20 protein-coding genes are annotated in these 22308 nt (G+C 66.6%); 7 read left to right on the top strand and 13 right to left on the bottom strand.

Going from position 1 to position 22308, the window contains the following annotated elements; translation table 11 throughout:
* Nucleotides 1-58 precede the first annotated feature (58 nt).
* The 7 genes from J2X42_RS19895 to J2X42_RS19865 form a co-directional block, all read right to left on the bottom strand.
* Nucleotides 59-1435, bottom strand: coding sequence for a UDP-glucose/GDP-mannose dehydrogenase family protein (locus tag J2X42_RS19895; RefSeq protein WP_310167631.1), 1377 nt, complete (start codon nt 1433-1435; stop codon nt 59-61).
* Nucleotides 1432-2616: a glycosyltransferase family 1 protein gene (locus J2X42_RS19890; RefSeq protein WP_310167630.1), complete on the bottom strand. Its 1185-nt coding sequence runs from the start codon at nt 2614-2616 to the stop codon at nt 1432-1434. The genes J2X42_RS19895 and J2X42_RS19890 overlap by 4 nt, the downstream gene beginning before the upstream one ends.
* Before the next feature lie 89 nt (nt 2617-2705).
* Complete coding sequence (locus J2X42_RS19885; RefSeq protein ID WP_310167629.1) at nt 2706-2954, bottom strand: hypothetical protein; 249 nt, start codon at nt 2952-2954, stop codon at nt 2706-2708.
* A complete protein-coding gene (locus J2X42_RS19880; protein ID WP_310167628.1) occupies nt 2947-4380 on the bottom strand; it encodes an SPFH domain-containing protein in 1434 nt (477 codons plus the stop codon). Before J2X42_RS19880 ends, J2X42_RS19885 begins: the two co-directional genes overlap by 8 nt.
* A gap of 180 nt (nt 4381-4560) precedes the next feature.
* Entirely contained in the window at nt 4561-5388 is an 828-nt protein-coding gene (locus tag J2X42_RS19875) for an HNH endonuclease (protein ID WP_310167626.1), read from the bottom strand.
* A 358-nt stretch (nt 5389-5746) separates the two neighbouring features.
* Nucleotides 5747-6673, bottom strand: coding sequence for a hypothetical protein (locus J2X42_RS19870; RefSeq protein WP_310167625.1), 927 nt, complete (start codon nt 6671-6673; stop codon nt 5747-5749).
* A gap of 208 nt (nt 6674-6881) precedes the next feature.
* A complete protein-coding gene (locus J2X42_RS19865) occupies nt 6882-7343 on the bottom strand; it encodes a DUF4383 domain-containing protein (RefSeq protein ID WP_310167623.1) in 462 nt (153 codons plus the stop codon).
* 151 nt (nt 7344-7494) lie between these two features.
* Here J2X42_RS19865 and J2X42_RS19860 point away from each other — a divergent pair, with 151 nt between their 5' ends.
* Nucleotides 7495-8160, top strand: a complete 666-nt coding sequence (locus tag J2X42_RS19860) for a hypothetical protein (protein WP_310167622.1) — start codon at nt 7495-7497, stop codon at nt 8158-8160.
* A gap of 72 nt (nt 8161-8232) precedes the next feature.
* Nucleotides 8233-9543: a DUF6350 family protein gene (locus tag J2X42_RS19855; RefSeq protein WP_310167621.1), complete on the top strand. Its 1311-nt coding sequence runs from the start codon at nt 8233-8235 to the stop codon at nt 9541-9543.
* Between the two features lie 21 nt (nt 9544-9564).
* On the opposite strand, the gene J2X42_RS19850 is transcribed toward J2X42_RS19855, so the two are convergent.
* On the bottom strand, nt 9565-9993 hold the full coding sequence (locus J2X42_RS19850) for a hypothetical protein (protein ID WP_310167620.1): 429 nt from the start codon (nt 9991-9993) through the stop codon (nt 9565-9567).
* Between the two features lie 39 nt (nt 9994-10032).
* Between J2X42_RS19850 and purN the strand changes: the two genes are divergently transcribed.
* On the top strand, nt 10033-10596 hold the full coding sequence (purN, locus tag J2X42_RS19845) for a phosphoribosylglycinamide formyltransferase (protein ID WP_310167619.1): 564 nt from the start codon (nt 10033-10035) through the stop codon (nt 10594-10596).
* A 49-nt stretch (nt 10597-10645) separates the two neighbouring features.
* On the opposite strand, the gene J2X42_RS19840 is transcribed toward purN, so the two are convergent.
* The gene (locus tag J2X42_RS19840) at nt 10646-11998 is read right to left on the bottom strand and encodes an MFS transporter (RefSeq protein ID WP_310167618.1); all 1353 of its coding nucleotides are present in this window, start codon (nt 11996-11998) and stop codon (nt 10646-10648) included.
* 183 nt (nt 11999-12181) lie between these two features.
* Between J2X42_RS19840 and J2X42_RS19835 the strand changes: the two genes are divergently transcribed.
* Both J2X42_RS19835 and purH read left to right on the top strand, forming a co-directional pair.
* The gene (locus J2X42_RS19835; RefSeq protein ID WP_310167617.1) at nt 12182-13114 is read left to right on the top strand and encodes a hypothetical protein; all 933 of its coding nucleotides are present in this window, start codon (nt 12182-12184) and stop codon (nt 13112-13114) included.
* Nucleotides 13115-13279: 165 nt separating this feature from the next.
* Nucleotides 13280-14950, top strand: coding sequence for a bifunctional phosphoribosylaminoimidazolecarboxamide formyltransferase/IMP cyclohydrolase (gene purH / locus J2X42_RS19830; protein ID WP_310167616.1), 1671 nt, complete (start codon nt 13280-13282; stop codon nt 14948-14950).
* Nucleotides 14951-15195: 245 nt separating this feature from the next.
* On the opposite strand, the gene J2X42_RS19825 is transcribed toward purH, so the two are convergent.
* Nucleotides 15196-16173 carry a hypothetical protein gene (locus J2X42_RS19825; RefSeq protein WP_310167615.1) on the bottom strand — a complete coding sequence of 326 codons (978 nt, stop codon included), beginning with the start codon at nt 16171-16173 and terminating at the stop codon, nt 15196-15198.
* 280 nt (nt 16174-16453) lie between these two features.
* Between J2X42_RS19825 and J2X42_RS19820 the strand changes: the two genes are divergently transcribed.
* Together J2X42_RS19820 and J2X42_RS19815 are read left to right on the top strand one after the other, a co-directional pair.
* Nucleotides 16454-16678, top strand: a complete 225-nt coding sequence (locus tag J2X42_RS19820) for a hypothetical protein (RefSeq protein ID WP_310167614.1) — start codon at nt 16454-16456, stop codon at nt 16676-16678.
* A gap of 241 nt (nt 16679-16919) precedes the next feature.
* The gene (locus J2X42_RS19815; protein ID WP_310167613.1) at nt 16920-19139 is read left to right on the top strand and encodes an NADP-dependent isocitrate dehydrogenase; all 2220 of its coding nucleotides are present in this window, start codon (nt 16920-16922) and stop codon (nt 19137-19139) included.
* A 69-nt stretch (nt 19140-19208) separates the two neighbouring features.
* Here J2X42_RS19815 and J2X42_RS19810 read toward each other — a convergent pair whose 3' ends face one another.
* The 3 genes from J2X42_RS19810 to J2X42_RS19800 all read right to left on the bottom strand — a co-directional run.
* A complete protein-coding gene (locus J2X42_RS19810) occupies nt 19209-19688 on the bottom strand; it encodes a hypothetical protein (RefSeq protein WP_310167612.1) in 480 nt (159 codons plus the stop codon).
* The gene (locus J2X42_RS19805) at nt 19685-20905 is read right to left on the bottom strand and encodes a serine/threonine-protein kinase (protein ID WP_310167611.1); all 1221 of its coding nucleotides are present in this window, start codon (nt 20903-20905) and stop codon (nt 19685-19687) included. Before J2X42_RS19805 ends, J2X42_RS19810 begins: the two co-directional genes overlap by 4 nt.
* A 257-nt stretch (nt 20906-21162) precedes the next feature.
* Nucleotides 21163-22308 (bottom strand): hypothetical protein (locus J2X42_RS19800; protein ID WP_396134121.1); only part of this gene is annotated, 1146 nt, incomplete at its 5' end.

Below are 22308 nucleotides of genomic sequence, written 5' to 3'. Positions count from 1 at the left end.
AATTCAATCAGTGTACTTACTACATCGCAAGGACTCCCGGATATCGAAAAGGCGACAATTAGTTGCGCAGTCCGGGCAGCGCAGCAGCAGTCTGGGGCACGGCCGGCCGGCCCAGTCCCCGGACAACCCAGCCCTCTGCCTCCCAGGCCCCCGCGTCCAGGACATTCCGGGCATCCACCATGACCCTGCGGCGGACCAGGCCGCCGGCCAGGGACGGGCACAGCTGCCGGTACTCCTCCCACTCGGTCAGCAGCAGCACCAGCTCTGCGCCCTCAAGCGCGCGGCGGGTGGACATCTCAAAACGCAGCTGCGGGTAGCGCATCCAGGCGTTGTTGATGGCTTTCGGGTCGGTCACGGTCACATGGGCGCCGGCAGCGGCGAGCCGGGCCGCGACGTCGAGCGCGGGGGAGTCCCGGATGTCGTCGGTGTCCGGCTTGAAGGCGGCACCGAGGACAGTCACAGTGCGGCCGGCCAGGTCCCCGCAGAGTTCGCGTGCCAGATCCACGGTGCGGGCACGCTGGCCCAGGTTGATGCCATCCACCACGCCCATCCACTCCTCCACGGAGTCCACCTGCAACGCGGCGGCCTGTGCCCGGAAGCTTCGGATGTCCTTGGGCAGGCAGCCGCCGCCGAACCCCAGGCCGGCGTGCAGGTACCGGCTGCCGATCCGCGGATCGAGGCCCATTGCTTCACCGAGTTCGGTCACGTCGGCGCCGGAGGCATCGCACAGTTCGGACATCGCATTGATGAAGCTGACCTTGGTGGCCAGGTACGCGTTGGCCGCCGACTTGATCAATTCGGCGGTGGCGAAGTTGGAGACGAGCCTGGGAATCCCGGCGTTCAGCAGCGGCTCGTAGACGGAATCCAGGGCCGCGGTCACACCACGCGGCGCACCCGAACCGGGATCGAAAGCGGCGGCCCGCCCGCCGGAGACGCCGTAAACCAACCGGTCCGGAACCAGCGAATCCTTGACCGCGGTGCCCTGCCGCAGGAACTCCGGGTTCCAGCCCAGCAGCACGTCGGGCCGCCGCGCCAGGATTCCGCGGAGCATCTCCACAGTGCCTACCGGCACCGTTGATTTCCCAACGACGACGGCGCCCCTCGCCAGGTGCGGGAGCAGCGCCTTGGCAGCGGACACCAGGAAGGTGAGGTCGGCGCCGTCGGATGTTTTGGACTGCGGCGTCCCCACGCACAGGAAATGGACCTGGGCGCGTGCGGCGTCCGCGAAGTCCGTGGAGAACGTGAGCCGGCCCGTGCCCAGCCCGTCCCGGAGCAGTTCGTCCAGGCCGGGTTCGAAGAAGGGCGCGTGCCCGTGGCTGAGGTGGTCCGCCCTGGCGGCGTCGACGTCGATGCCCACCACCGTGTGGCCCATCGAGGCGAGTGTGGCGGCGTGGACGGCGCCGAGGTAGCCGCAGCCGATGACCGAGATTCTCACAGGGTTGCTCCGCTCTTGGTTTCGAGGCGTCGAGGGGTTGCGGCAGGCCCAGCCACCGGCTGGCCGGCGATCACCGAACGGTAGTGCCGCACCAGTTCGGCGCTCAGCGCAGGCCAGGTCCGGTCCTGCACAGACGCGTGGGCTGCGGCGGCAAAGGCGCGGCGCTTGGCGTCGTCGCCGATCAGGTCCATCACGTGCGCCCGCAGGCCGGCCAGGTCACCGGGCTGGTAGAGCCAGCCGGTGCGGGAGTTTTCCACCAGATCCAGGGGGCCGCCACGGCCGGTGGCCACTACCGGGACACCCGATGCCATGGCCTCCTGGATGGTCTGGCAGAACGTTTCGAACTCGCCGGGGTGGACAAAGAGGTCAAACGACGCCACCGCCCGTGCAAGTTCCTCGCCGCCGAGGAAGCCGGTGAACAGGGCGTCCGGCAGGGCTTCCTCGAGGGCCGCCCGCTGGGGGCCGTCGCCCACGATCACCAGCTTCGTGTTCGGCACCCGGGCGAGGGCGGCCAGGTCCTCCACCTGCTTCTCGATGGCCAGCCTGCCCACATAGCCGATGATCCGCTGACCGCCGGGAGCCACCGAAGCCCGCCATCCGTCGTCGCGCTTTCCGGGCGAAAACCGGGCAGTATCCACGCCGCGCCGCCACATGTCCACGCGCGGAATACCGCGGCCGCGGAGCTGGTTCAGGGCGAACGTGGATGGGACCAGCGTCCGGGTGGCCAGCAGGTGGATGTTCTCCACCCGGTTCCAGGCCCAGTTCTCCAGGAACGGCACCCCGTACCGGGCGGCGTAGCTGGGGACCTCGGTCTGGTAGATCGCAACGGTGGGGATGCCCAGCTGGTGCGCGGCCTGGACCGCGCGCCAGCCCAGGACGAAGGGCGACGCCAGGTGGACGACGTCCGGTGCGTAGTCGGCAAGGATTCGCTTGACCCGGTACACACCGCCCATCGCCACGCGGACGTTGGTGTACCCGGCCAGCGGGACCGAGGGCAGCCGGTACACCAGCGCACCGTGCACAGCCTCGGGGACCGCGGTGTCCCTGGTGTCCAGCGTTGAAGGAGCAATGACCAGGACCTCGTGGCCCCGTTCCTCCAGGTGCTCCAGCACCCGCAGGATGGAGTGGGTCACCCCGTTCATCAGTGGCAGGAATGATTCAGCGACTATTGCGATCCTCACCCCTCCACGGTGGGCGCCCGGGCTGACGGTGCGGGGGCGCGCGGGTAGAGCGGAGGGAAAGGTTGGGTTAACAGATCAGGAGCGCCTGGTCAGGCGTTTTCGCCGTGCCGCAGCACCTCCGGAAGTTCGTCCACGTAGACGGTCTGCGGCGGTTCGAAGTAGATGACCAGCACTTCGTCGCCCACCGCGAAGGTGCTCGCCTTGTCGAACGGGTGGGCATGGAACGCGTTGGTGCCGCCCAGGTAGGGCAGCATGACTTCGCCGATGGTGCCGGGGCCGATGCGCCCGGTCACCCGCCCGATTTTGCCGGTCAGGCTCCGGTCAACGTCCTTATGCATCCGGGGCTTTCGGGGGCCGCTTGCCTTCCCGGCTGTTCTTCAGTGCCGCGGACAGGGCCGGGAGGTAGTCGCCCACCTGCGCCAGGATTCCGCCGAGCATCTTGTTGACGCCTTCGCCGCCGTTCAGCACCGTCATCTGGCCCACGTGGGAGAAGGGCTCGGCCGCTGCGGCGATGATGGCCGGCATGTTCTCGGCCAGCTGCTGTGAGATGACGGCTTCCTGGTTGGTCCCGAGTGCTTCGGCGCGGGCCTTGATGCCGTCTGCCTCTGCCAGGGCTTTGGCTTTGATGGCTGAGGCCGCGGCGTCCCCGCGCGCTTTGGTGGCTGCTGCTTCGGCTTCACCGGTGACCTTCGTGGCTCCGGCGGCGGCAGCGGCGGCGGTGGCGTTCGCCTGTGCCTGGAGCTCCGTCTTCCGGGCGTTGGCCTGGGCTTCGAGCTCGGTGCGGCGTGCCAGCGCCTCGGCCGCACTGATGTCCGCCGCCTTCTGGCCCTCGGCGTCGGTGCGTTTGGCGTAGGCCTTGGCGTCGGCGGGCTTCCGGACGGTGGTCTGGAGCTTCTGCTCTTCCCGGTCCGCCTCAAGCTTGGCCACTTCCGTTTCCTGGACCACCACCTGCTGCCGGGCCGTGGCATCCGCCAGCGGGCCCGCCTGGGCCGCGTTGGCCTTGGCCCGCTCGGCGTTGGCCTGCGCCACCGACTGCCTGATGGCCGAAACGCTCTGCGCGTCCGCGATCAGGGCAGCCGCCTCGGCTTCCTTCTCCGCCGCCTCACGGTTCCGGGTAGCCTCGGCGATGCGGGCCTCCATCTTCACTTGGGCGATGTGGGGCTTGGCGATGTTCTGGATGTACCCGGTGGGGTCCTGCAGGTCCTTGATCTGTAGGGAATCCACCACGAGCCCCAGCTTCTCCATTTCCACCCCGCTGGCGCTGCGGACCTGCGAACCGAGCTTGTCCCGTTCGCGGATGATCTCCTCCACGGTCATGCTTCCGATGATGGACCGCAGGTGGCCCTCAAAGACGTTGTAGACCTGGCTTTCCATTTTTGGCTGCTGGCCCAGGAAACGCCTGGCCGCGTTAGCGATAAACGGCGGGGCGTCACCGATTTTGTAAATAACCACCCCTTCCACAATCACCTGGATTCCCTGGGAGGTCACGCAGGAAACCTTGAGTTCTGTTTCATTCAGCGTGAGGGAGAGGGTGCGGACAGTCTGCAGGCCCGGAAATACCAAGGCACCCTTTCCGGTGACAATCTTGAAGTCCATGCCGGCCCGGGTATCCAGGGTTCCGCGGGTCAGGCCGGAGATGATCAGGGCCTCATTGGGCTCCGCCACTTTCCACATCAGTTTGATGGCCACCCACACAAAACCGACCACCAGTATCGCCCCGATAATCGCGGCAATCAGCGGGAAAAATGCTGACAGATCCGGCATGGCCAGGTCCTTTCACAGATGCGGAACAGCACCGCGGTAAAGCTCCGATATATGCAGCTGCCCATTCCCTGCCGGTTTTCCTGCATGCAATTCCGGCCGGCCTGGCCAGCTGTTGTAGCCAGTGTGATCGGCGCCCGCCCAAGAGTCCAGAGCACGGGCTGTTTCGGGCCTACCGTTGCCCTAGTGGCCGAGGATCTCGCGGGCAGCCCGCTGGGCCTCGAGCTCCTCGGGGGTCACGGTGTTTCCGCGGAGATAGCCGGCGGCGGCGATGAGGTGCCGCAGCTCGGCCTCGCTCCGCGGCGAGCTGACCCGGTGGTGCGCCATGGCGTGGCAGTTGGCGCACAGCGGAACCAGGTCCGTAAGAGGATCCAGCAGGTAACCGTTGCCAAGCTGCGACGCGGGCACCACGTGGTGGACGTGGATGAAATCCGCGCCAATTTCGCCATAGGCCAGTTCGAAGGAGAACCCGCATGCCGCGCAGTTGGTGCCACGATGCGCGATGCTCGCCCGCCGCGCCTCGGGATCGCGTTCGTACCGGTTGGCGGTAACCCGGGCGACGGCGCTCTCCGGGTACGTGCCGGGCACCGGCTGGGTCGGGTCGGTTCCTTGCGGCGGGCCATGCTCCGCCCAGAGTGCGCGGACGGCCTGCTCGTCTCCGGGTGCGAGTACGGTGCCTGCGAAGCCGGCGGTGTCCCATGCGGCCCCGGGCGCTGTTTCCCGGAGAACATCTGCGGACACCTGGTCGCCGAGGGGCAGGAGCGCGTCGAAGGCCACCTGCATGGTGATGTCAGCGCTGTCAGTGGCTGCCGACAGGACCACTCCATGGCCGATCAGGCCGGGCCCGTGGTCTCCCAGCAGGAGCAGCCACACATCCGTGCCGGCAGCCACGCTTCGGCTGACGGTCCAGGGCTCCAGGTGCAGCCCTGTAACGGCGACCTCTTCACCAACGGCGGCGTAGTTCCAGCGGTCCCAGCGGGCCGGGTCCCAGCCCAGGATGATGGCGCTCATGGGCCCATTGTTCCAGCGGCACAGGTTTTCCCTGCCACCTGAGGCGCGAACGTACACTTGGGGCCCCAACTTCTAAGCGCGAACTGGCACGTTTTACCCTCAAAACTCGGATTTTCCGGTAATACCTGCCAGTTCGCGCCAGGGGTGGGGCGGCCCCCCAGTACCGCCCCACCCCACCAGGGCCTAGCCGAGCCTGCGCATCGGGTCTGGCCAGTTGCCCACGGTCGACGTGACGATGGCGCGGTTGATCTCAGCGTTGTAGTTGGACATGACGGTTTCTCCTGACTGAACGTGGTGTCCGCGCGCCGGTGGTGCGCGGTGGTCATGTTCTGCCGCGAAAAGGGCAGAGTTGACCTGTTCAGTCGGGTGAAGACCCGGGATCGAAGGAAGGACCGGCCGGAAGCGTCTCGGAGCCGGACAGGTTTGCTTCACTGGTGGGAGTGGGCAGAGCCGGCCACGACCCGCCAAGGTCCGCCACACCCACTGGACCGGAAGATCCCGGGTTGGCCTGCCCGGCCTGGTTCGCCACGGCAGGAGGCGCCGGCGGGTGGGGGTTTTCAGTCCCGTCCTCCGGGCCGGAAGAAGTCACCTGTGCAGGCGGGGCCAACCCGGCGCGGTCCTGGGCAGGAGCGAAGCCGAACCGCAGAATGTTCGTGGCGGCTGTGCCCGCCAACCCCGTTTGAGCAGCAGGGACGGCCGCAGGGATCAGGACGGGAGCGTCACTGCCCGCACCCATGTCCGACGCCGGGAGGCTGGGTGCCGCGGTCGGCACCGGGCCGGGTGCCGGCGTCGTAAGCGGTGGAAGGCCGGGCAGCGGCAAATCAGGGAGGGGCAATGGCAGCGGCGCGGGCGGGAGCCCCGGCAGCAGCGGCGGCAACTCGTCAGGTAACGGCAGGACTTCGGGCAAGGGAAGCGGGAGGGGCGCCTGCACGAGGGGGAGTTCGGGAAGGCCCGGCACCATGGCAGTGGCTGCGTCAACAGTGCCGGCGACCACCGGAAGAGCCGGAGCGGCCAGGGAGTTTGCGAGGCCTGTCACGGGATTCACGAGGGAAGCTGCGGTGGCCGCGGCCACAGCACCGGTGCCTGCCACCACGGGAGGCGCCTTCGGAGGAGTCGCGTCCGCAAGAAGGGACGATGCAGGTTTCAGCGGATCCCCGGTGTCCGGGACCAGGCTGGAAGCGGTGGCTGTTCCGGCTCCCCACACAAGCCACGCCACGGCGGCCAGAAGAGCCAGCAGGAAGGACCGGAGGGCAGGGCGGCGAAGAGTCCGCGGTATCGCCCCCATCCGATCCACCCCCTAGTCCGATGGAACACCACGGTACGCCGGGTCCAACCCACCGTCCAGCATTAATTTTTCGTGGGCCGGTCCACGAAAAAGCCGGTACAGCTGTCCGCGTCACCGCGGTCAACTGCACCAGCCATTAGGACGAATATTCAGAATTTATTGAACTAACCTCATACGCGGCTCCTATATCCCGGTTTCGATATCCGGGTTACCTCCTGCCGCTGGCCATGTTGCGGGACAACAGCCAGCCACAAGCAATCATCGCTACGCCCAGTACCAGGTGGGTCCAGTTGTCAGCCATGTTGAGCGACAGGAAATTGGCTGCCGAACCTGCACCGACACTGAGACCGAAAATGGCAAGGACGATGTACAGCGCGCCGGCGCCCAAGAGGAAATTACGCGCGCCATGTTCGGTTCGTGACATTGCCCAGCCGGTTGCGCCAATGGCCAGCTGCACAATATTGAGCAGCATGGACACCTGGAACAGGCCAAGGAACATGGCGTGGGAATCGGGCCCAAGGAACATCAATTCGCTGTACTGCGTGGTGACGCCCGGGATAAAGCCCAGGATGCCGACCACGATCAAGAGAATACCTACACCCATGCCGGCATTCTGGACGTCTGCACGCCCGAAATGAACGCCGTGTGCATGTGGGGATGCGGTAGTCATTTTTCTGCCTCCAACCACTGATTGCGGACATTCCAATTTTACGGCTGACCTCTGGAAAAAGCTCCGGAAGGGCCGCGGATGGGGACTTCTGCCCAGCGACAGGACTGACGCATTCTGCTGGACTGGGACCCTTATGCGATCCGTCCCCCTGATGCTCCGAACTGTCCTAGCGGGCGCTGTCCTGCTGCTGTGCGCGGCCGGCTGCAGTGTTGCCGTCCCCGAAGGCCGGGCGCCCGCGGTCGGGGCGCTTGAGGTGAGCGGCCAGCGCCCGGTGGAGGGACCTGCTGAAGGCACGACGACGGCGCCATCACCGGCGGCGGATGCCCCGCCGTCGTCGTCCGCTGCCCAGGCACCGGCTCCCCAGGCGGACCGCCCGCTGAACCGGGCCGAAGAACTCCTGCCCAAGGTGAACGTGAAGCCCTGGCGGGCGGCGCTGCCGGTGGTGGTGCAGTCACGGAACCGCGACATGCAGTGCTCCATCGGGGCCGACGCCGCCGCCTGCCACCTGCTCAGCGACGTTTCCCCGCGCCCCGCTGATATCAGGGGCCAGTGCCGTGGCATCAGTGAGTACCGCGGCGGGTATGCTGTGGTCACGCTGGACGGCGGGCCGCAGTACGGCCTGTGCGGCGACGGCATCTCGCCCATGGAGGCCGAAGAGGTGGCGGGGCCGGACTTTCCCGGACCGTGGATGGAGGATGGGCAGACCGTGCGGATCGGCAACATGGTGTGTTCGCGGGAGCCGGGAAAGATGGTCTGCGCCCACCTCCGCACGGGCCACGGCTTCCTGATCAGCGTGGAGGACTACCAGCTCTGGTGAGGCGCGTCTCGTGGGCCTGTTGAGCCTGTCGCAAACGGGCGGGAGGGCCGCTCCGTGACACCATGGAACACGATGAAACTGCGCGCTGATCAGACCGGAGACCGTGGCCTTCCCATGCCCTTGTGGCTGCAGGGCGGGCTCGAGACGGCGCAGGCAGCCATCATTTCGGCGCTTGTGGTGATCGCGCCGATCGTCGCGGTCTGGGCTACGGCCGGATTCCAGAATTCGTCGTTCGACGTCCTGGCCCGGCTGGCCGGCCAGGCATGGCTGCTGATCCACGGCGTGCCGCTGGAACTGGCAGATGTCGGATCCGGCGCAGCCGGCGGCTCAGGGTCCGACATGCTGACGCTGATTCCTTTGGGGCTCACCCTGATTCCGTTCCTGCTTGCCTGGCGTGCGGGGCGGCGGCTGGCCCGGGCTTCCTATACCGACCAGCTGTGGCAGGCCCTGCTGGGATCATGGGTGGTCTACGCGGCGTTCGGCGCGGCCACGGCATTCGTGTGCCGCACGCAGGACGTCGTCATCAACCTCTGGTACGCCATGCTCATCCCGCTGATCCCGTACGCCCTGGGAATGGCGATCGGTGCCCGGCGCGAGGCAGGCTCGTGGAGCCGGCTGATCGGCGTCGACGCGGTGGCCTGGATTTCCCGCACCAGCCAGCATTCCCGCTGGGCAGGGTCCTATCTGGCCTCTGCAGCGAAGGCAGGCTTCGTGGCGCTGGCGTCCGCACTGGCCCTCGCGTGCGTGCTGCTCGCGGTGGACCTCTTCATCCACTGGAACCTGGTGGTGGCCGTCTATGAAGCGCTCGACGCCGGTGCCCTCGGAGGTGCCGCCCTGACCATTGCTCAGCTCGGGTACCTCCCCAACCTCGCCGTGTTTGCGCTCGCCTGGGCATCCGGATCCGGTTTTGCCATGGGCGTCGGATCGCAGGTGGGTCCGCTGGGAACCGCCACCGGGCCGCTGCCGTCCATTCCCGTGTTCGCAGCCATCCCCTCCGGCTCGCTGGAGTACGGGTTCGTGGCGCTGGTGGTGCCGGTGCTCGCCGGTGTACTGGCGGGCTGGTGGTTCCTGCGCGCAGGGGAGAACCATTTCGACGAATGGCTCTCCATCAAGATCCACGCCCGCTGGTTCACGGCCACCGTGTCTACGCTGGCACTTGGTGTGCTGATCGGGGCGGTCGCCGGGCTTTTGTCCGCCGGGCTCGCCTGGCTGGCACGCGGTTCCGCCGGCCTGGGACGCCTGACAGACATCGGGCCCGACCCGTTATGGACAGCGGTCTGGGTGGCCGCGGAAGTGGGCATCGGCGTCGTCATCGGTTACGCGGCCGGGCCCTGGCTGGAACGCCAGCAGCAGGTCGAAGAGGAAGCGGAGCTGGCGCTGTAGGCCCAGGTCCGGAGGCTTACCTTAGGGAAGCCGGGGCAACGAGTTTTCCACCGCGATCTGGCACCCTGACTTGGCCTGCTCCGTGATGGCCTCGCGGACGCATTGCTGGTAGCCGCGGAACTCATCGAAGAACACCGACGCGGCCAGGATCACCAGCACCATGAGCAGGGAAACGAACAGGCCCGAAATGGTACCGAAGAGCACCAGCCTGGATTCCTTGAGCCGGACCGCACGGATCAGCAGCAGGACGCCCAGGACAAAGCTCGCTGCCGTCAGGATGCCGGTGAGCCAGAGGTAGCTGATGTCGAGCTGGAAGACGAAGAACGAGCCCAGCACGGTGACGAGGAAAATCCGGAACAGGTTGTGCGTGGTGCTCAGCGAGCTCTTGGCCGCCTCGCTGAGCTGGGGTTTGGTCCGCTGTTGGCCAGCGGGTTCCGGGGTGGTGTTCATGTTTTCCAGCCTACGCGAGCCTGCCCATAAGCTAGACCCATGCGCATCGTAGTCCTTGTTTCCGGTACCGGCTCCAACCTCCAGGCTGTCATCGACGCCGTCAAGACAGGGGAACTGGACGTGGAAATCGCCGCGGTGGGCGCCGACCGGGAGGGGACGTACGGCGTCGAACGGTCCTCCGAGGCGGGGCTGGAAACGTTCGTGGTCAACTTCAACTCGTTCCCCACCCGCGACGAATGGGATGCCGCGCTGACCGCGAAGGTGGCTTCTTACGCCCCGGACGTGGTGGTCTCCTCCGGCTTTATGCGCATCGTCAGCGCCGACTTCATCGAGGCCTTCCATGGCAGGTACCTCAACACCCACCCTGCCCTGCTGCCTGCATTCCCGGGAGCGCACGGTGTACGTGATGCCATGGCTTACGGCGTGAAGGTCACCGGCTGCACGGTGCACTGGGCCGACGCCGGCGTGGACACCGGGCCCATCATCGCCCAGGAGGCCGTGACCGTCGAGGAATCCGACTCCGAGGAAACCCTGCACGAACGCATCAAAGTGGTGGAGCGCCGCCTTCTGGTATCCACCCTGGCAGCCCTCGCCGCCGCCTGACCCGCCAACCCGCGTCCCCGCCTCGGTGGGGTAATGGCGGCAGTGGCGGTTACTCGAGGCGGCGTTGCTTGGTCTCCGGGGCGAAGAACGCCATGAACAGCACCGCCACCAGCACAAGCCCGCCGGCCAGGGCAAAGGACGTAGCAAGGCCCAGTTCCGGCCAGAAGTAGTTCGCGAAGATCAGGGGTCCGAAGCCTGCGCCGAGACGCGAGAACGTGGACGCCCAGCCGAACCCGGTGCCGCGCAGTTCCGTGGGGTAGAGCTCGGAAACATAGGCGTACAGCACCGGGATGGCTACCTGCACCACGAAGCCAAACACCAGCAGCCAGAACACCGCAGCCGTGGGGATGTCCACCACAATGGCCACAATCACCAGGGTCATTGCGGACAGCGGCCCGGTGATGGCGAGGATCCATTTTCGGCCCACGCGCTCCACCAGCAGGGCGGCCACGATGACGCCCAAAAGTCCCACGGCGGCCATCGACGCCGTGGTCACGAACGCCTTGTACTCAGCGAAGCCCGCGCCGATGAGGATCCTGGGCATCCACGTCAGGGACAGGTAGTACACCAGCAGGATGCTGAAGAACAGGGCCCAGGCCGTGGCCGTGATCTTCCAGTTGAACTGCCACACCAGGCGAAGCTGGTGCCAGGCGCTGCCGGCGGAAAGCCTCGGGACCTCCTGGGCATCCGGCAGGCTATAGGCGCGCGGTTCGGCGCCGGTGGCTTCAACAAGATCGTCGATGACCTTTGCCGCTTCGTCACGGCGGCCCTTGCGGATGAGGAACAGCGGCGATTCCGGAACGCTGCGCCTGACCCAGAACACCAAAAGCGCGGGCAGCACCATGACCAGCATGGTCAGGCGCCAGTCACCGAACGCGGCCACCAGACCCGCAGAGACGAAGCCGGCCAGGGCGGCGCCCACCGGCCACCAGCCGTCCATGGCCGTCAGGACCTTTCCGCGCTGTTTCCGGGGAGTGAACTCACCTACCAGGGCGTAGTCCACCGGGATGCAGCCGCCCAGCCCAAAGCCGGCCATAAAGCGGAAGACGCAGAACCAGACAAAGTCGGGGGAGAAGGCACCCAGGACCGTGAAGAGCGAGAAGATCAGCAGCGTGGCCGTGAAGGCCTTCTTGCGCCCGATGGTGTCAGCGATGGTGCCCCACACAAACGCGCCCAGGGCCATGCCTATCAGGTTGGCAGTACCCACCCAGGCAACCTCGCCCGGGGCCAGCGCCCAATGCGTGGAAAGCAGGGGGATGAGGATGCCGTTGAGCGTGACATCCCAGGCATCGAACATAAAACCCAGGCCGCCGATGAGGAAGATCCGCCCCTGGACCTTCCAACGCCACGGCAGCTCCTGGACCACCTGTTCGCCGCTGGGCACAGTGGTGTACGTATTCATTTTTGCCTCCTGCCTAAATCTTAGAGGCACCCTTCGTTGCTGGGCCCGCTCTGCGTCGCTGCGGGCTCTCCAACCACGCAGAGCAGGCCCAGCAAGTGTTGTGGAGGGGAAGTCAATCCTCGGCAAGGGCCTTAAATTGTGGATAACCTCCCAGGCACCCCTCATCCGGGCCAGCATTGACCTATGTCGAAAGCCGCCCCGCTGCCAGCTCATCTCGAGGCCCGGGGCTTCCTGGTCAGCGAAGCCTACGCGGCAGGGGTACCACGCTGGCGTCTGGAAAGCACGGGACTGCTGACCCCCAGCCGCGGGCTCCGCCTTGCCAAAGGCACGCAGCCGGATCTGGAGCTGTTGGCCAGACTCCATACCGGAGTAACGCAGCGCTGCGCCGTCAGCCATGTCACGTCAGCGCTGTTGTGGCCACTGCCGCTGCCGCTATCGGTGCAGGCTGCGGCTACGGAACTTGGCCTCATCCACATCACGCGCCGAGCGGAGATAGGGCGGATCAAGCGAAGGGGAGTGGTCGGTCACAGGGCCCCGCTGCTTGCCCGCGACGTCCGGACGGTAAACGGATATTCCCTCACCTCGCCTGAATGGACATGGGTTGACCTGGCCGGGATGCTGGGCCGGGACGCGCTGGTGGCGGCCGGGGACGCAATGCTCTCCCGCACGGCGCCGTTGTCTTCGGTGAAGGCGATCCAGGAAGTCGTGAACCGGCGCCCCAAGGTCAAAGGCATACGGTTAGCACGCGAGGTACTGCCGCTGCTGAGACACGGCGTCGACTCTCCGCAGGAATCCCGCCTGCGGATGAAGATCCTCGACGCCGGCCTCCCGGAACCGGCAGTCACCCAACCGATCCACGATGAGGGCGGCCACTACGTGTCCACTCCGGACCTCCAATACAAGGAGTACAGGATCGCGCTGGAGTATGAGGGGGAACACCACCGCACCGATGCCATCCAATGGGGCCGCGACATTGAGCGGGACGACAGGCTGCGCGGAATCGGCTGGACGGTGCTGCGTTTCTCGAAGCTGCAGCTGGGCCGCGGATGGCCGGCATCGGAGCTGAAGCTCCGACGGGCGCTGGCCGAACGCGGCTGGCGGGGTCCGGCGTCGTAGATGAATGCCGTTGCGGGGCCTACTCTGCGGGGGTCTGGCGCCTCAACCCACGCAGAGCTGGCCCCGCAACGTAGGTCCGGCGTCGGGGCAGACCCGGCGACGCGATAAACTGGCGGTATCCCCACCAACCGCGGCACTGGTCCGCGAGATAAGACGGAGACTTTTGTGAGCTTCACGCAGCTTGACCGTGTTCCCATCCGCCGGGCCCTCATCTCGGTTTACGACAAGACCGGTCTGGAGGAGCTCGCCCAGGGCCTGCACGCAGCAGGCGTGAAGATCGTATCCACCGGCTCCACGGCCAAGAAGATTGCCGAGGCCGGCATCCCGGTCCAGGAAGTCGAGGAAGTCACCGGCTCGCCGGAAATGCTGGACGGCCGCGTCAAAACCCTGCACCCGCGCGTGCACGGCGGCATCCTGGCAGACCGCCGCGTCCCGGCGCACATGGAAACCCTCGCCGGCATGGAGATCGAAACCTTCGACCTCGTGGTGGTGAACCTCTATCCGTTCGTGGAGACCGTCAAGTCCGGCGCCGAGCAGGATGACGTCGTCGAGCAGATCGACATCGGCGGCCCCGCAATGGTGCGGTCGGCAGCCAAGAACCACGCCGCCGTCGCCATTGTTGTTGACCCCGGCTTCTACGGCCAGGTGGTCACCGCTGCGGCTGAAGGCGGCTTTGACCTGAAGACCCGCCGCCGGCTCGCCGCCAAGGCGTTCGCCCACACCGCTACGTACGACAACGCCGTGGCCACTTGGACTGCCAGCCAGTTCCTGGATGAGGACGGCGACGGCGTCATCGACTGGCCTGCCTACGCAGGTGTTGCGCTGGAGCGTTCCGAGGTCCTCCGCTACGGCGAAAACCCGCACCAGCAGGCCGCACTCTACGTGGACAAGGCCGCTCCCGCGGGTATCGCGCAGGCGGACCAGCTGCACGGCAAGGCCATGAGCTACAACAACTTCGTTGACGCCGACGCAGCCCTCCGCGCCGCGTTCGACTTCGCCGAACCGGCCGTCGCCGTCATCAAGCACGCCAACCCGTGCGGTGTGGCCGTTGGCTCCGCCGACGCTGAAGACCCGATCGCCGACGCGCACGCCAAGGCCCACGCCTGCGACCCCGTCTCCGCCTTCGGCGGCGTCATTGCCGCCAACCGCACGGTCACGGCCGGCATGGCTCGGACTGTTGCCGGCATCTTCACCGAGGTGGTCATCGCGCCCGCTTTCGAGCCTGAGGCGATGGAGATCCTGTCCAAGAAGAAGAACATCCGCCTCCTCGCCCTGCCCGAAGGCTACGGCCGCTACCCGGCGGAAATGCGCCAGGTTTCCGGCGGCGTCCTCGTGCAGATGTCCGACAAGGTGGACGCCGACGGCGACAACCCCGCCAACTGGACCCTCGCCGCCGGTGAGGCCGCAGACGAGCAGACGCTGGCAGACCTCGCCTTCGCCTGGACCGCCTGCCGGGCCGCCAAGTCCAACGCCATCCTTATCGCCGCAGACGGTGCCGCCGTGGGCATCGGCATGGGCCAGGTCAACCGCCTGGATTCCTGCCGCCTCGCCGTGGAGCGGGCCAACACGCTGGGCGTCAAGGTGGAGTCCGACGTCGACGGTGCCGGCGGTGCGTCCAACGCCGACGCGAGCGGCGCACCTGAGCGCGCACGCGGTGCCGTTGCAGCGTCAGACGCGTTCTTCCCGTTCGCCGACGGCCTGCAGATCCTGATCGACGCCGGCGTCCGCGCCGTGGTCCAGCCGGGCGGTTCCGTCCGGGACGAGGAAGTCATCGCCGCGGCCAACGCTGCGGGGGTCACCATGTACTTCACGGGTGCCCGGCACTTCTTCCACTAAGGCTTAACGTCGACGGCGGCTGTCCCCTGGGTGGGGACAGCCGCCGTCGGGCTTTAAGGACCTCTTAGGACTCCCTTGTTGAAGATCCGCGCCCCGCTGCTTGAGGCGCGGACCCCTCCTCCGGAAGCCGGAGCTCCCGGGGCTTTGCTTCCGCCAACCGCGCCGGCGTCCAGTACTCGAGGATCTCCTCGTGCGTCTGGGCGGGCTCGCTGTGGCTGACGGATTCGCCGCCTGGCGAGGAATCCTTAGGAAGCGGCTGCACTTTTGTACGTGTCCTGGATGACGGTGCCCCAGTACGGGCCGTACATCACCGGTGACCCGCTGTAGCCGTAACTGTTGATGGAGTTCTGCAGGCCGCTTGCGCCGGTTGTGGGGCTCGTCTGCGTGAACCAGGGGCCGCCCGAAGACCCGCCGGTCATATCGCACGGGATGCCCTGCGTTCCGAACCCACTGTTGTTGGTGTCCGGTGAGGCGGTGCCGGAGCAGCTCCAAAGCGTTTCACCGTTGAAGGGCCGTGCCGCCGGGTACCCGTAGGACTTGTACGTCAGGCCGCGGGCCGCGTTGAATTCGACGCCAGATTCGTTCACAACGTCTGACAAATACTGGCCGTTGAGGGTGTTCATCACCGCGAAGCCGGTGTCGTACTGCATGTCGCCATAGGTGCTCCAGTCGCTGGGGGCGTAATAGGCCCTGGCGGTCCACTTGCCGTACGGGGTGGCGCCGTTGTTGTAGGCAGGAACAAAGATGAAGTTCGTGGCGAAGGCTCCCGGGCCCTCGTTGAGGCAGTGCCCGGCCGTGGCCACGGTGCTCTTGTTCGCAGAGACAACCGCGTTGCCCGAGCAGACGTAGTTGGCGTTGCCGAGGGTGAAGAAGACTTTGCCGATGTGGTCGACCGCTGCTTCAGGCTTCGCTAGCGTGGTCTTGCCCTTGCCTGCCTGGATCCTGGTGTTCTTACCCTTCTCCACCGGGGCAGCGCTGGAGGTGTTGCCGCGCTCCAGGGCTTTTCCTGCCAGGACATCGCCGGGGATGGCGCTGCGCATGCGGTCGGCGGTCCAGTAGTCGGCGGCTCCCGTGCTGTCCACGGCGGCGCTGGTGACGGAGGGTTGCTCCTTGTCCCCGGATGCGGCGGGTGCTGCAGTTGCTCCGCCGGCCGTGGTCAACGCCAGCAGTGCGGCTGCGGAAAGGCTCAGAAGGCTGGTAGCCAGAGACCTCGTACGTGTCATGGTTGTCCTGTCTAAACGGGTGGGGGAGGGCTCCAGTCAAGCCCGCCGAGTGACCTACCGAATTTATCCGGATATGACAACTTTGTAAATAGTAGTGACGTCTCATGTATGGTCAGCGCCTGAACTGTGTGGAAGCCGCAGCGGAACCACAAAAATCCCGCAGAACGTGGTGAATCCGGGTGTCCGGTCTGGCAGCGACTCCCGGCGGCGGGTAATTTTGAAGCACAGCAATGGCTGTCCGACTGGGCTCCGGACATGTAAGAGATTTGGGGCCCTCGTCATGTTTTCCTTCCGCAAGCCCGCCAAGAAGTCCGCCCTCAATGGCCGTCACTTTTCCGCTGCCGAGACGCAGGAGGTTGCCGCGCACCTGGCAGCCCAGGCCGAAGCCTTCCAGCTGCGCGATGTTGACCCGGTCCACACCTTCACCGCAACGGAGGAGCTGCGCCGCCGCGATCCCAAGTATGTGCAGGTCTGGCCCAGTGATGTTCCCCACAAGCGCCGCTGACTGAACGGGCGAATTGGCACGCGACTGCCGAAAGCAACTCCCGGAAGCAGCGCGCGACGGCGGCCTCCCGCCCGGCGGTGCGTGGCGCCGTCGTGCGTTTTCCAACGCTGTAATCCGGCAGTAACGGAGCAGCGCGTACGGCTGCGGGTAGGGTTCAAACCCGTGTCCTCGGGTAAGTTAACCATGGTGAAATAGACCGGATTTTCCAAAAATCAGCCGACCTCCAGGGAGACGCCCGCGCATGTCCAAGATTATCTATACCCACACCGACGAAGCGCCGATGCTGGCTACCTATTCGTTTTTGCCGATCATCGAGGCGTTTGCTTCGACAGCAGGTGTGGAGGTGGAGACCCGTGACATTTCGCTCGCAGGCCGCATCATCTCCGTGTTCGGTGACTACCTCACCCCGGAACAGCAGATCGGTGACGCCCTTGCTGAACTGGGTGAACTGGCAAAGGCGCCGGAAGCCAACATCATCAAGCTGCCCAACATCAGCGCTTCCATCCCGCAGCTGAAGGCCGCCATCGCCGAGCTCCAGAGCCAGGGCTACAACCTGCCGGACTACCCGGACAACCCCTCCTCGGACGAGGAAACGGCCGTCCGCTCGCGCTACGACAAGATCAAGGGCTCCGCCGTGAACCCGGTCCTGCGCGAAGGCAACTCGGACCGCCGCGCGCCGCTGTCCGTGAAGAACTACGCACGCCAGAACCCGCACTCCATGGGCGCCTGGTCCGCCGACTCCAAGACCAACGTGGCCACCATGGGCAAGGACGATTTCCGCTCGAACGAGAAGTCCGTGGTCATTGACGCCGACGGCACCATCGCCATCCAGCTGGTCCGCGAAGACGGCTCGGTCAAGGTCCTGAAGAAGGCCTTCCCCGTTCTTGCCGGCGAGGTCATCGACGGCACCGTGATGCGCGCCGCCGCGCTGGACGAGTTCCTGGCTGCCCAGGTTGTCCGAGCCAAGGAAGAGGGCGTCCTCTTCTCCGCGCACCTGAAGGCCACCATGATGAAGGTTTCGGACCCCATCATCTTCGGCCACGTGGTGAAGGCTTACTTCTCTGAACTGTTCGAGACCTACGGCAAGCAGCTCACCGCCGCCGGCCTGAGCCCCAACAACGGCCTCGCCGCTATCCTGAACGGCCTCGAGGACCTGCCGGAGGACGTCCGCGACGGCGTCAAGGCACTCATCACGAAGGGCCTGGAAGACGGCCCGGCACTGGCCATGGTGGACTCGGACAAGGGCATCACCAGCCTGAACGTTCCCTCTGACATCATCGTGGACGCCTCGATGCCCGCCATGATCCGCAGCTCGGGCCACATGTGGGGCCCGGACGGCAAGGAAGCCGACACCCTGGCGGTCCTGCCGGACAGCTCCTACGCCGGCATCTACCAGGTTGTTCTGGACGACTGCCGCGCCCACGGCGCCTTCGACCCCACCACCATGGGCACCGTCCCCAACGTGGGCCTCATGGCCCAGGCCGCGGAGGAATACGGCAGCCACGACAAGACGTTCGAGATCCAGGAAGCCGGAACGGTGCAGATCGTCGACGCCTCCGGTGCGGTGCTGATCGAACACGAGGTTGCCCCGGGCGACATCTGGCGCGCCTGCCAGACCAAGGATGCCCCCATCCGGGACTGGGTCAAGCTGGCCGTCACCCGTGCCCGCGCCTCGAAGACGCCCGCCGTGTTCTGGCTGGACGAGACCCGCGCACACGACGCCAACCTCGTCGGCAAGGTCCGCGAGTACCTCAAGGACCACGACACCGAGGGCCTGGAGATCGAGATCATGTCCCCGGAGAAGGCAACCGCCTTCACCCTGGAACGCATCCGCAAGGGCGAGGACACCATCTCCGTGTCCGGCAACGTGCTCCGCGACTACCTCACGGACCTGTTCCCCATCCTCGAACTCGGCACCAGCGCCAAGATGCTTTCAGTTGTTCCGCTGATGAACGGCGGCGGACTGTTCGAGACCGGCGCCGGCGGCTCCGCCCCCAAGCACGTCCAGCAGCTGCTCAAAGAAAACCACCTGCGCTGGGACAGCCTGGGCGAGTTCCTTGCCCTCGCCGTCAGCTTTGAACACCTTGCCACCACCACGGACAACGCCCGTGCCCAGGTCCTGGCCGACACCCTGGACAAGGCCACCGGCACGTTCCTGCTGGAGAACAAGTCCCCGAGCCGCCGCGCCGGTGAGCTGGACAACCGCGGCAGCCACTACTTCCTCGCCCGCTACTGGGCCGAGGAACTGGCCAAGCAGACCGAGGACGCGGAGCTGGCGGCATCGTTCGCGGCTGTGGCCAAGGAGCTGTCCTCCAACGAGGAGACCATCATCGGCGAACTCGCCGCGGTCCAGGGCTCTCCGGTGGATATCGGAGGCTACTACCGTCCGGACGAGGCCAAAGCGTCCGCAGCGATGCGTCCCTCGGCAACGCTGAACAGGGTCATCGCAACCCTGAGCTAGTTCTAAGCCAGACGTAAAAAAGGCGGCGCCCCGGGAACCCGGGGCGCCGCCTTTTTTCTGTGTCAGCCGTCAGTCCTTGCCTTTGCCTTTGCCGTCGTTTCCCTTGCCGGGGGCGGGCGCCGGCGCCACCGGTGCGGGGGTTGCCTTGGCGGCCTCAGCAGCCGCGGCGTCGGCCTGCTGCTGCGCGGCCGCAGCTTCCGCGGCAGCTGCGTCTGCCGCTGATTTGGCCGCGGCGAGGTCGGCGCGGACGGCTGCGGCCGCCGTCATGATGCTCCGCCGGCGGTCCTCGGAGACCTGCCCGTTTCCGAAGGCGGCAGCCAGATCTGCCTCAAGGCCGTCCAAGGCAGCCAGCCCCCCGGCGGGGTCGTTGCCGGCCGCCGCCTCGCTGACGCCCAGGACACGCTGCTGGAGCTGCCGGGCGGCGTCGTGCTGAAGGCCAGTGTCGGCAGGGCCGCAGGCGGCCAAGGACCCGGCAAGCAGAAGGGCTGCGGCGGCCGCCACACCCCGGGCTCGTGGCAAGCGCCGGTGGCCGTTGTTTGCAGAGCTCATGGACGCACGCTCTCCTGGAGTTCCTTGAGATGGTCGCCAACGGTTCCGGTGACGGTGGGGTAGGGGACGACGTCGGGAGTCTGCTGGGGTGCCAGGCTGAACGTCAGTGCGGCCGCGACGGCCGCGACCGCCAGGAGGGCCAGGACAGCCACGAGCCAGACACGCTTTCCGCCGTTCCGAAGCCGCGCCCACGCCCGGGCCCGTCTCCCGGCCACGGAGTCTTGCCAGTCCCGCAGTCCCAGCAGGTTGCGGCTCACGCGGGTCGCGGGCACGTCCGATTCCGCCGTGATGGCTATGGATGGCGGCCTGAAGGGCATGGCCGGGAGCACACGTGTAGTTTCGGGTGCGAGCTCGCCCGGCGTGGAAGCCGGGGAAACCAGGGCCTGGCGCAGCGCGGTTTCCACGTCTGCAGCCGTGGGCCGTTCCAGGGGTTCGATGGCGGTCATGGAACGGATCAGGTCAGCCCACTCCGCAGGCACGTCAGCCGGGATTTCCGGCGAGCGGTGCAGCCTTGCCACGGCAGACTCGACGGCGCTGCCCGGGTACTCCATCGTCTGCTTGATGCATTCCAGGAGGACAAGGCCCAGCGAGTAGATGTCCGTGGCGGGCGACAGCGGGGAACCCATGGCCTGTTCGGGACTGAGGTACGCTGCCGTCCCCACCATGGTTCCGGTGGCGGTAAGCCGGGTTGAGTCCGCAATCCTGGCGATGCCAAAATCCGTCAGTTTAGGCCGCAGGGGTTCGCCCGGACGGATCTGCACCAGCAGGATATTGCCCGGTTTGATGTCGCGGTGGATGATGCCCAGGCTGTGCACGTAGGCCAATGCGTCCGCCGTTCCGGCGCCGATGACTGCCAGTTCGTCCAAGGGGACTGCGCTGTGCCTGATCCGGCTGCGAAGGTCCTGGCCCTCCACAAGTTCCATCGTGAGGAACGGCCGTGGTTCGTCCGGGATCCGGGTATCGATTCCGGCGTCGAACAGCGTGACCAGGCTGGGATGGTTGAGCGTTGCCAGCAGTTGGATTTCGGCTTCCTGGCGTTTGAGTTCGTCTGCGTCCGGAGCCTGCGGCGCGAAGAGCTTCAGGGCCACATCACGGCCCAGGTTCTCGTCCCTGGCGCAATAGACCGATGACATACCGCCGCGGCCAATCACTTCTCCCAGCCGATACCGTCCGCCGACTACTTCATGCTTGATGGAGCTAGGCGAATCCGCCACCATGACCAGTTCCCTCCGGTGCGCTGCGGCACTATTCTGCCTTAATTGTACCGGCCGGTAACGCCTCCTGGAGTGGTCCTCCCGCGCACCGGTGGCCCGGACGCAAAGGCCATAAGGCCTTGGCGTCCGGACCCTCGGTCACAAGGACAAGTACTGCCTAATTACGTTTCGTCGTAGGCCACCTCCTTCTGAAGGCTGCCGCGAACGGCAGGTACTGGTAACGCCTGAGGGGTTTCAAAACCACGTAGTGCTGGTTCTGATTAGGACGTCTTCCGACGCAGCAGCATCAGCAGGCCTGCAACCAGCAGGAGCAGCGCGACGGGAACCAGTGAAGCATCGATTCCCGTGTTGGCGAGGGCGGCAGCGCTGCCCTGACCCGTGGCGGTGCCCATGGTGTTTGCTGCTGCGGATACCGTCCCGGCGGTTGAACCGGACGTGGTGATGCCGGCCGGGACGACGGTGATTCCGGTCGCGCCGGACCCTGTACTGGTGCCGGTAGTGCCAGTGCCCGGAGCGTCCGTGCCGCCGGCCGTTCCGGTGCCGCCCGGAGTTTCCGTGCCCGGGGTTTCGGTACCCGGTGTATCAGTGCCAGGGTTTTCGGTGCCCGGAGTGACGCTGCCGTCCGTGGCGCCGCCGATGATGACGGATCCACCGACGCCGACGGTCACATCATCCAGGAGACCTGACGTGTCCAAGCCCAGATCGACGTCGACTGCGGTAGCCAGGCCACCGGTAGTGCCGGTGGCGCCGTCGCCCAGGCCGAGGCCGAGGTTGACGTCAGCAGCGACTGCGACGTCGGCGGTGGTTCCGCTGCCGTCAGTGCCGGTCACGTTGCCGTTTCCGAGGCCGATTGCGATGTCAGCCGCGGCTGCGACGTCGGTGGTCGGGTCGGTGGCGTTGCTGGTTCCGAGGCCGAGGCCGAGGTTGATGTCGGCGGCGGCTGCGACGTCGGCGGTGGTTCCGCTGCCGTCAGTGCCGGTCACGTTGCCGTTTCCGAGGCCGATTGCTACGTCGGCTGCGGCTGCGACGTCGGTGGTCGGGTCGGTGGCGTTGCTGGTTCCGAGGCCGAGGTTGATGTCGGCGGCGGCTGCGACGTCGGCGGTGGTTCCGCTGCCGTCAGTGCCGGTCACGGTGCCGTTGCCGAGGCCGATTGCTACGTCGGCTGCGGCGGCCACGTCGGTGGTCGTGTCGGTGGCGTTGCCAGTTCCGAGGCCGAGGTTGATGTCGGCGGCGGCTGCGACGTCGGCGGTGGTTCCGCTGCCGTCAGTGCCGGTCACGGTGCCGTTTCCGAGGCCGATTGCGATGTCAGCCGCGGCGGCCACGTCGGTGGTCGTGTCGGTGGCGTTGCCAGTTCCGAGGCCGAGGTTGATGTCGGCGGCGGCTGCGACGTCGGCGGTGGTTCCGCT

The sequence above is a fragment of the Arthrobacter sp. BE255 genome (assembly GCF_031457335.1).
In the GTDB taxonomy this organism is placed as follows: Bacteria; Actinomycetota; Actinomycetes; order Actinomycetales; family Micrococcaceae; genus Arthrobacter.
The sequence above is the reverse complement of the archived record's forward strand: the minus strand, read 5'-3'. Positions and strand labels throughout refer to the sequence as shown.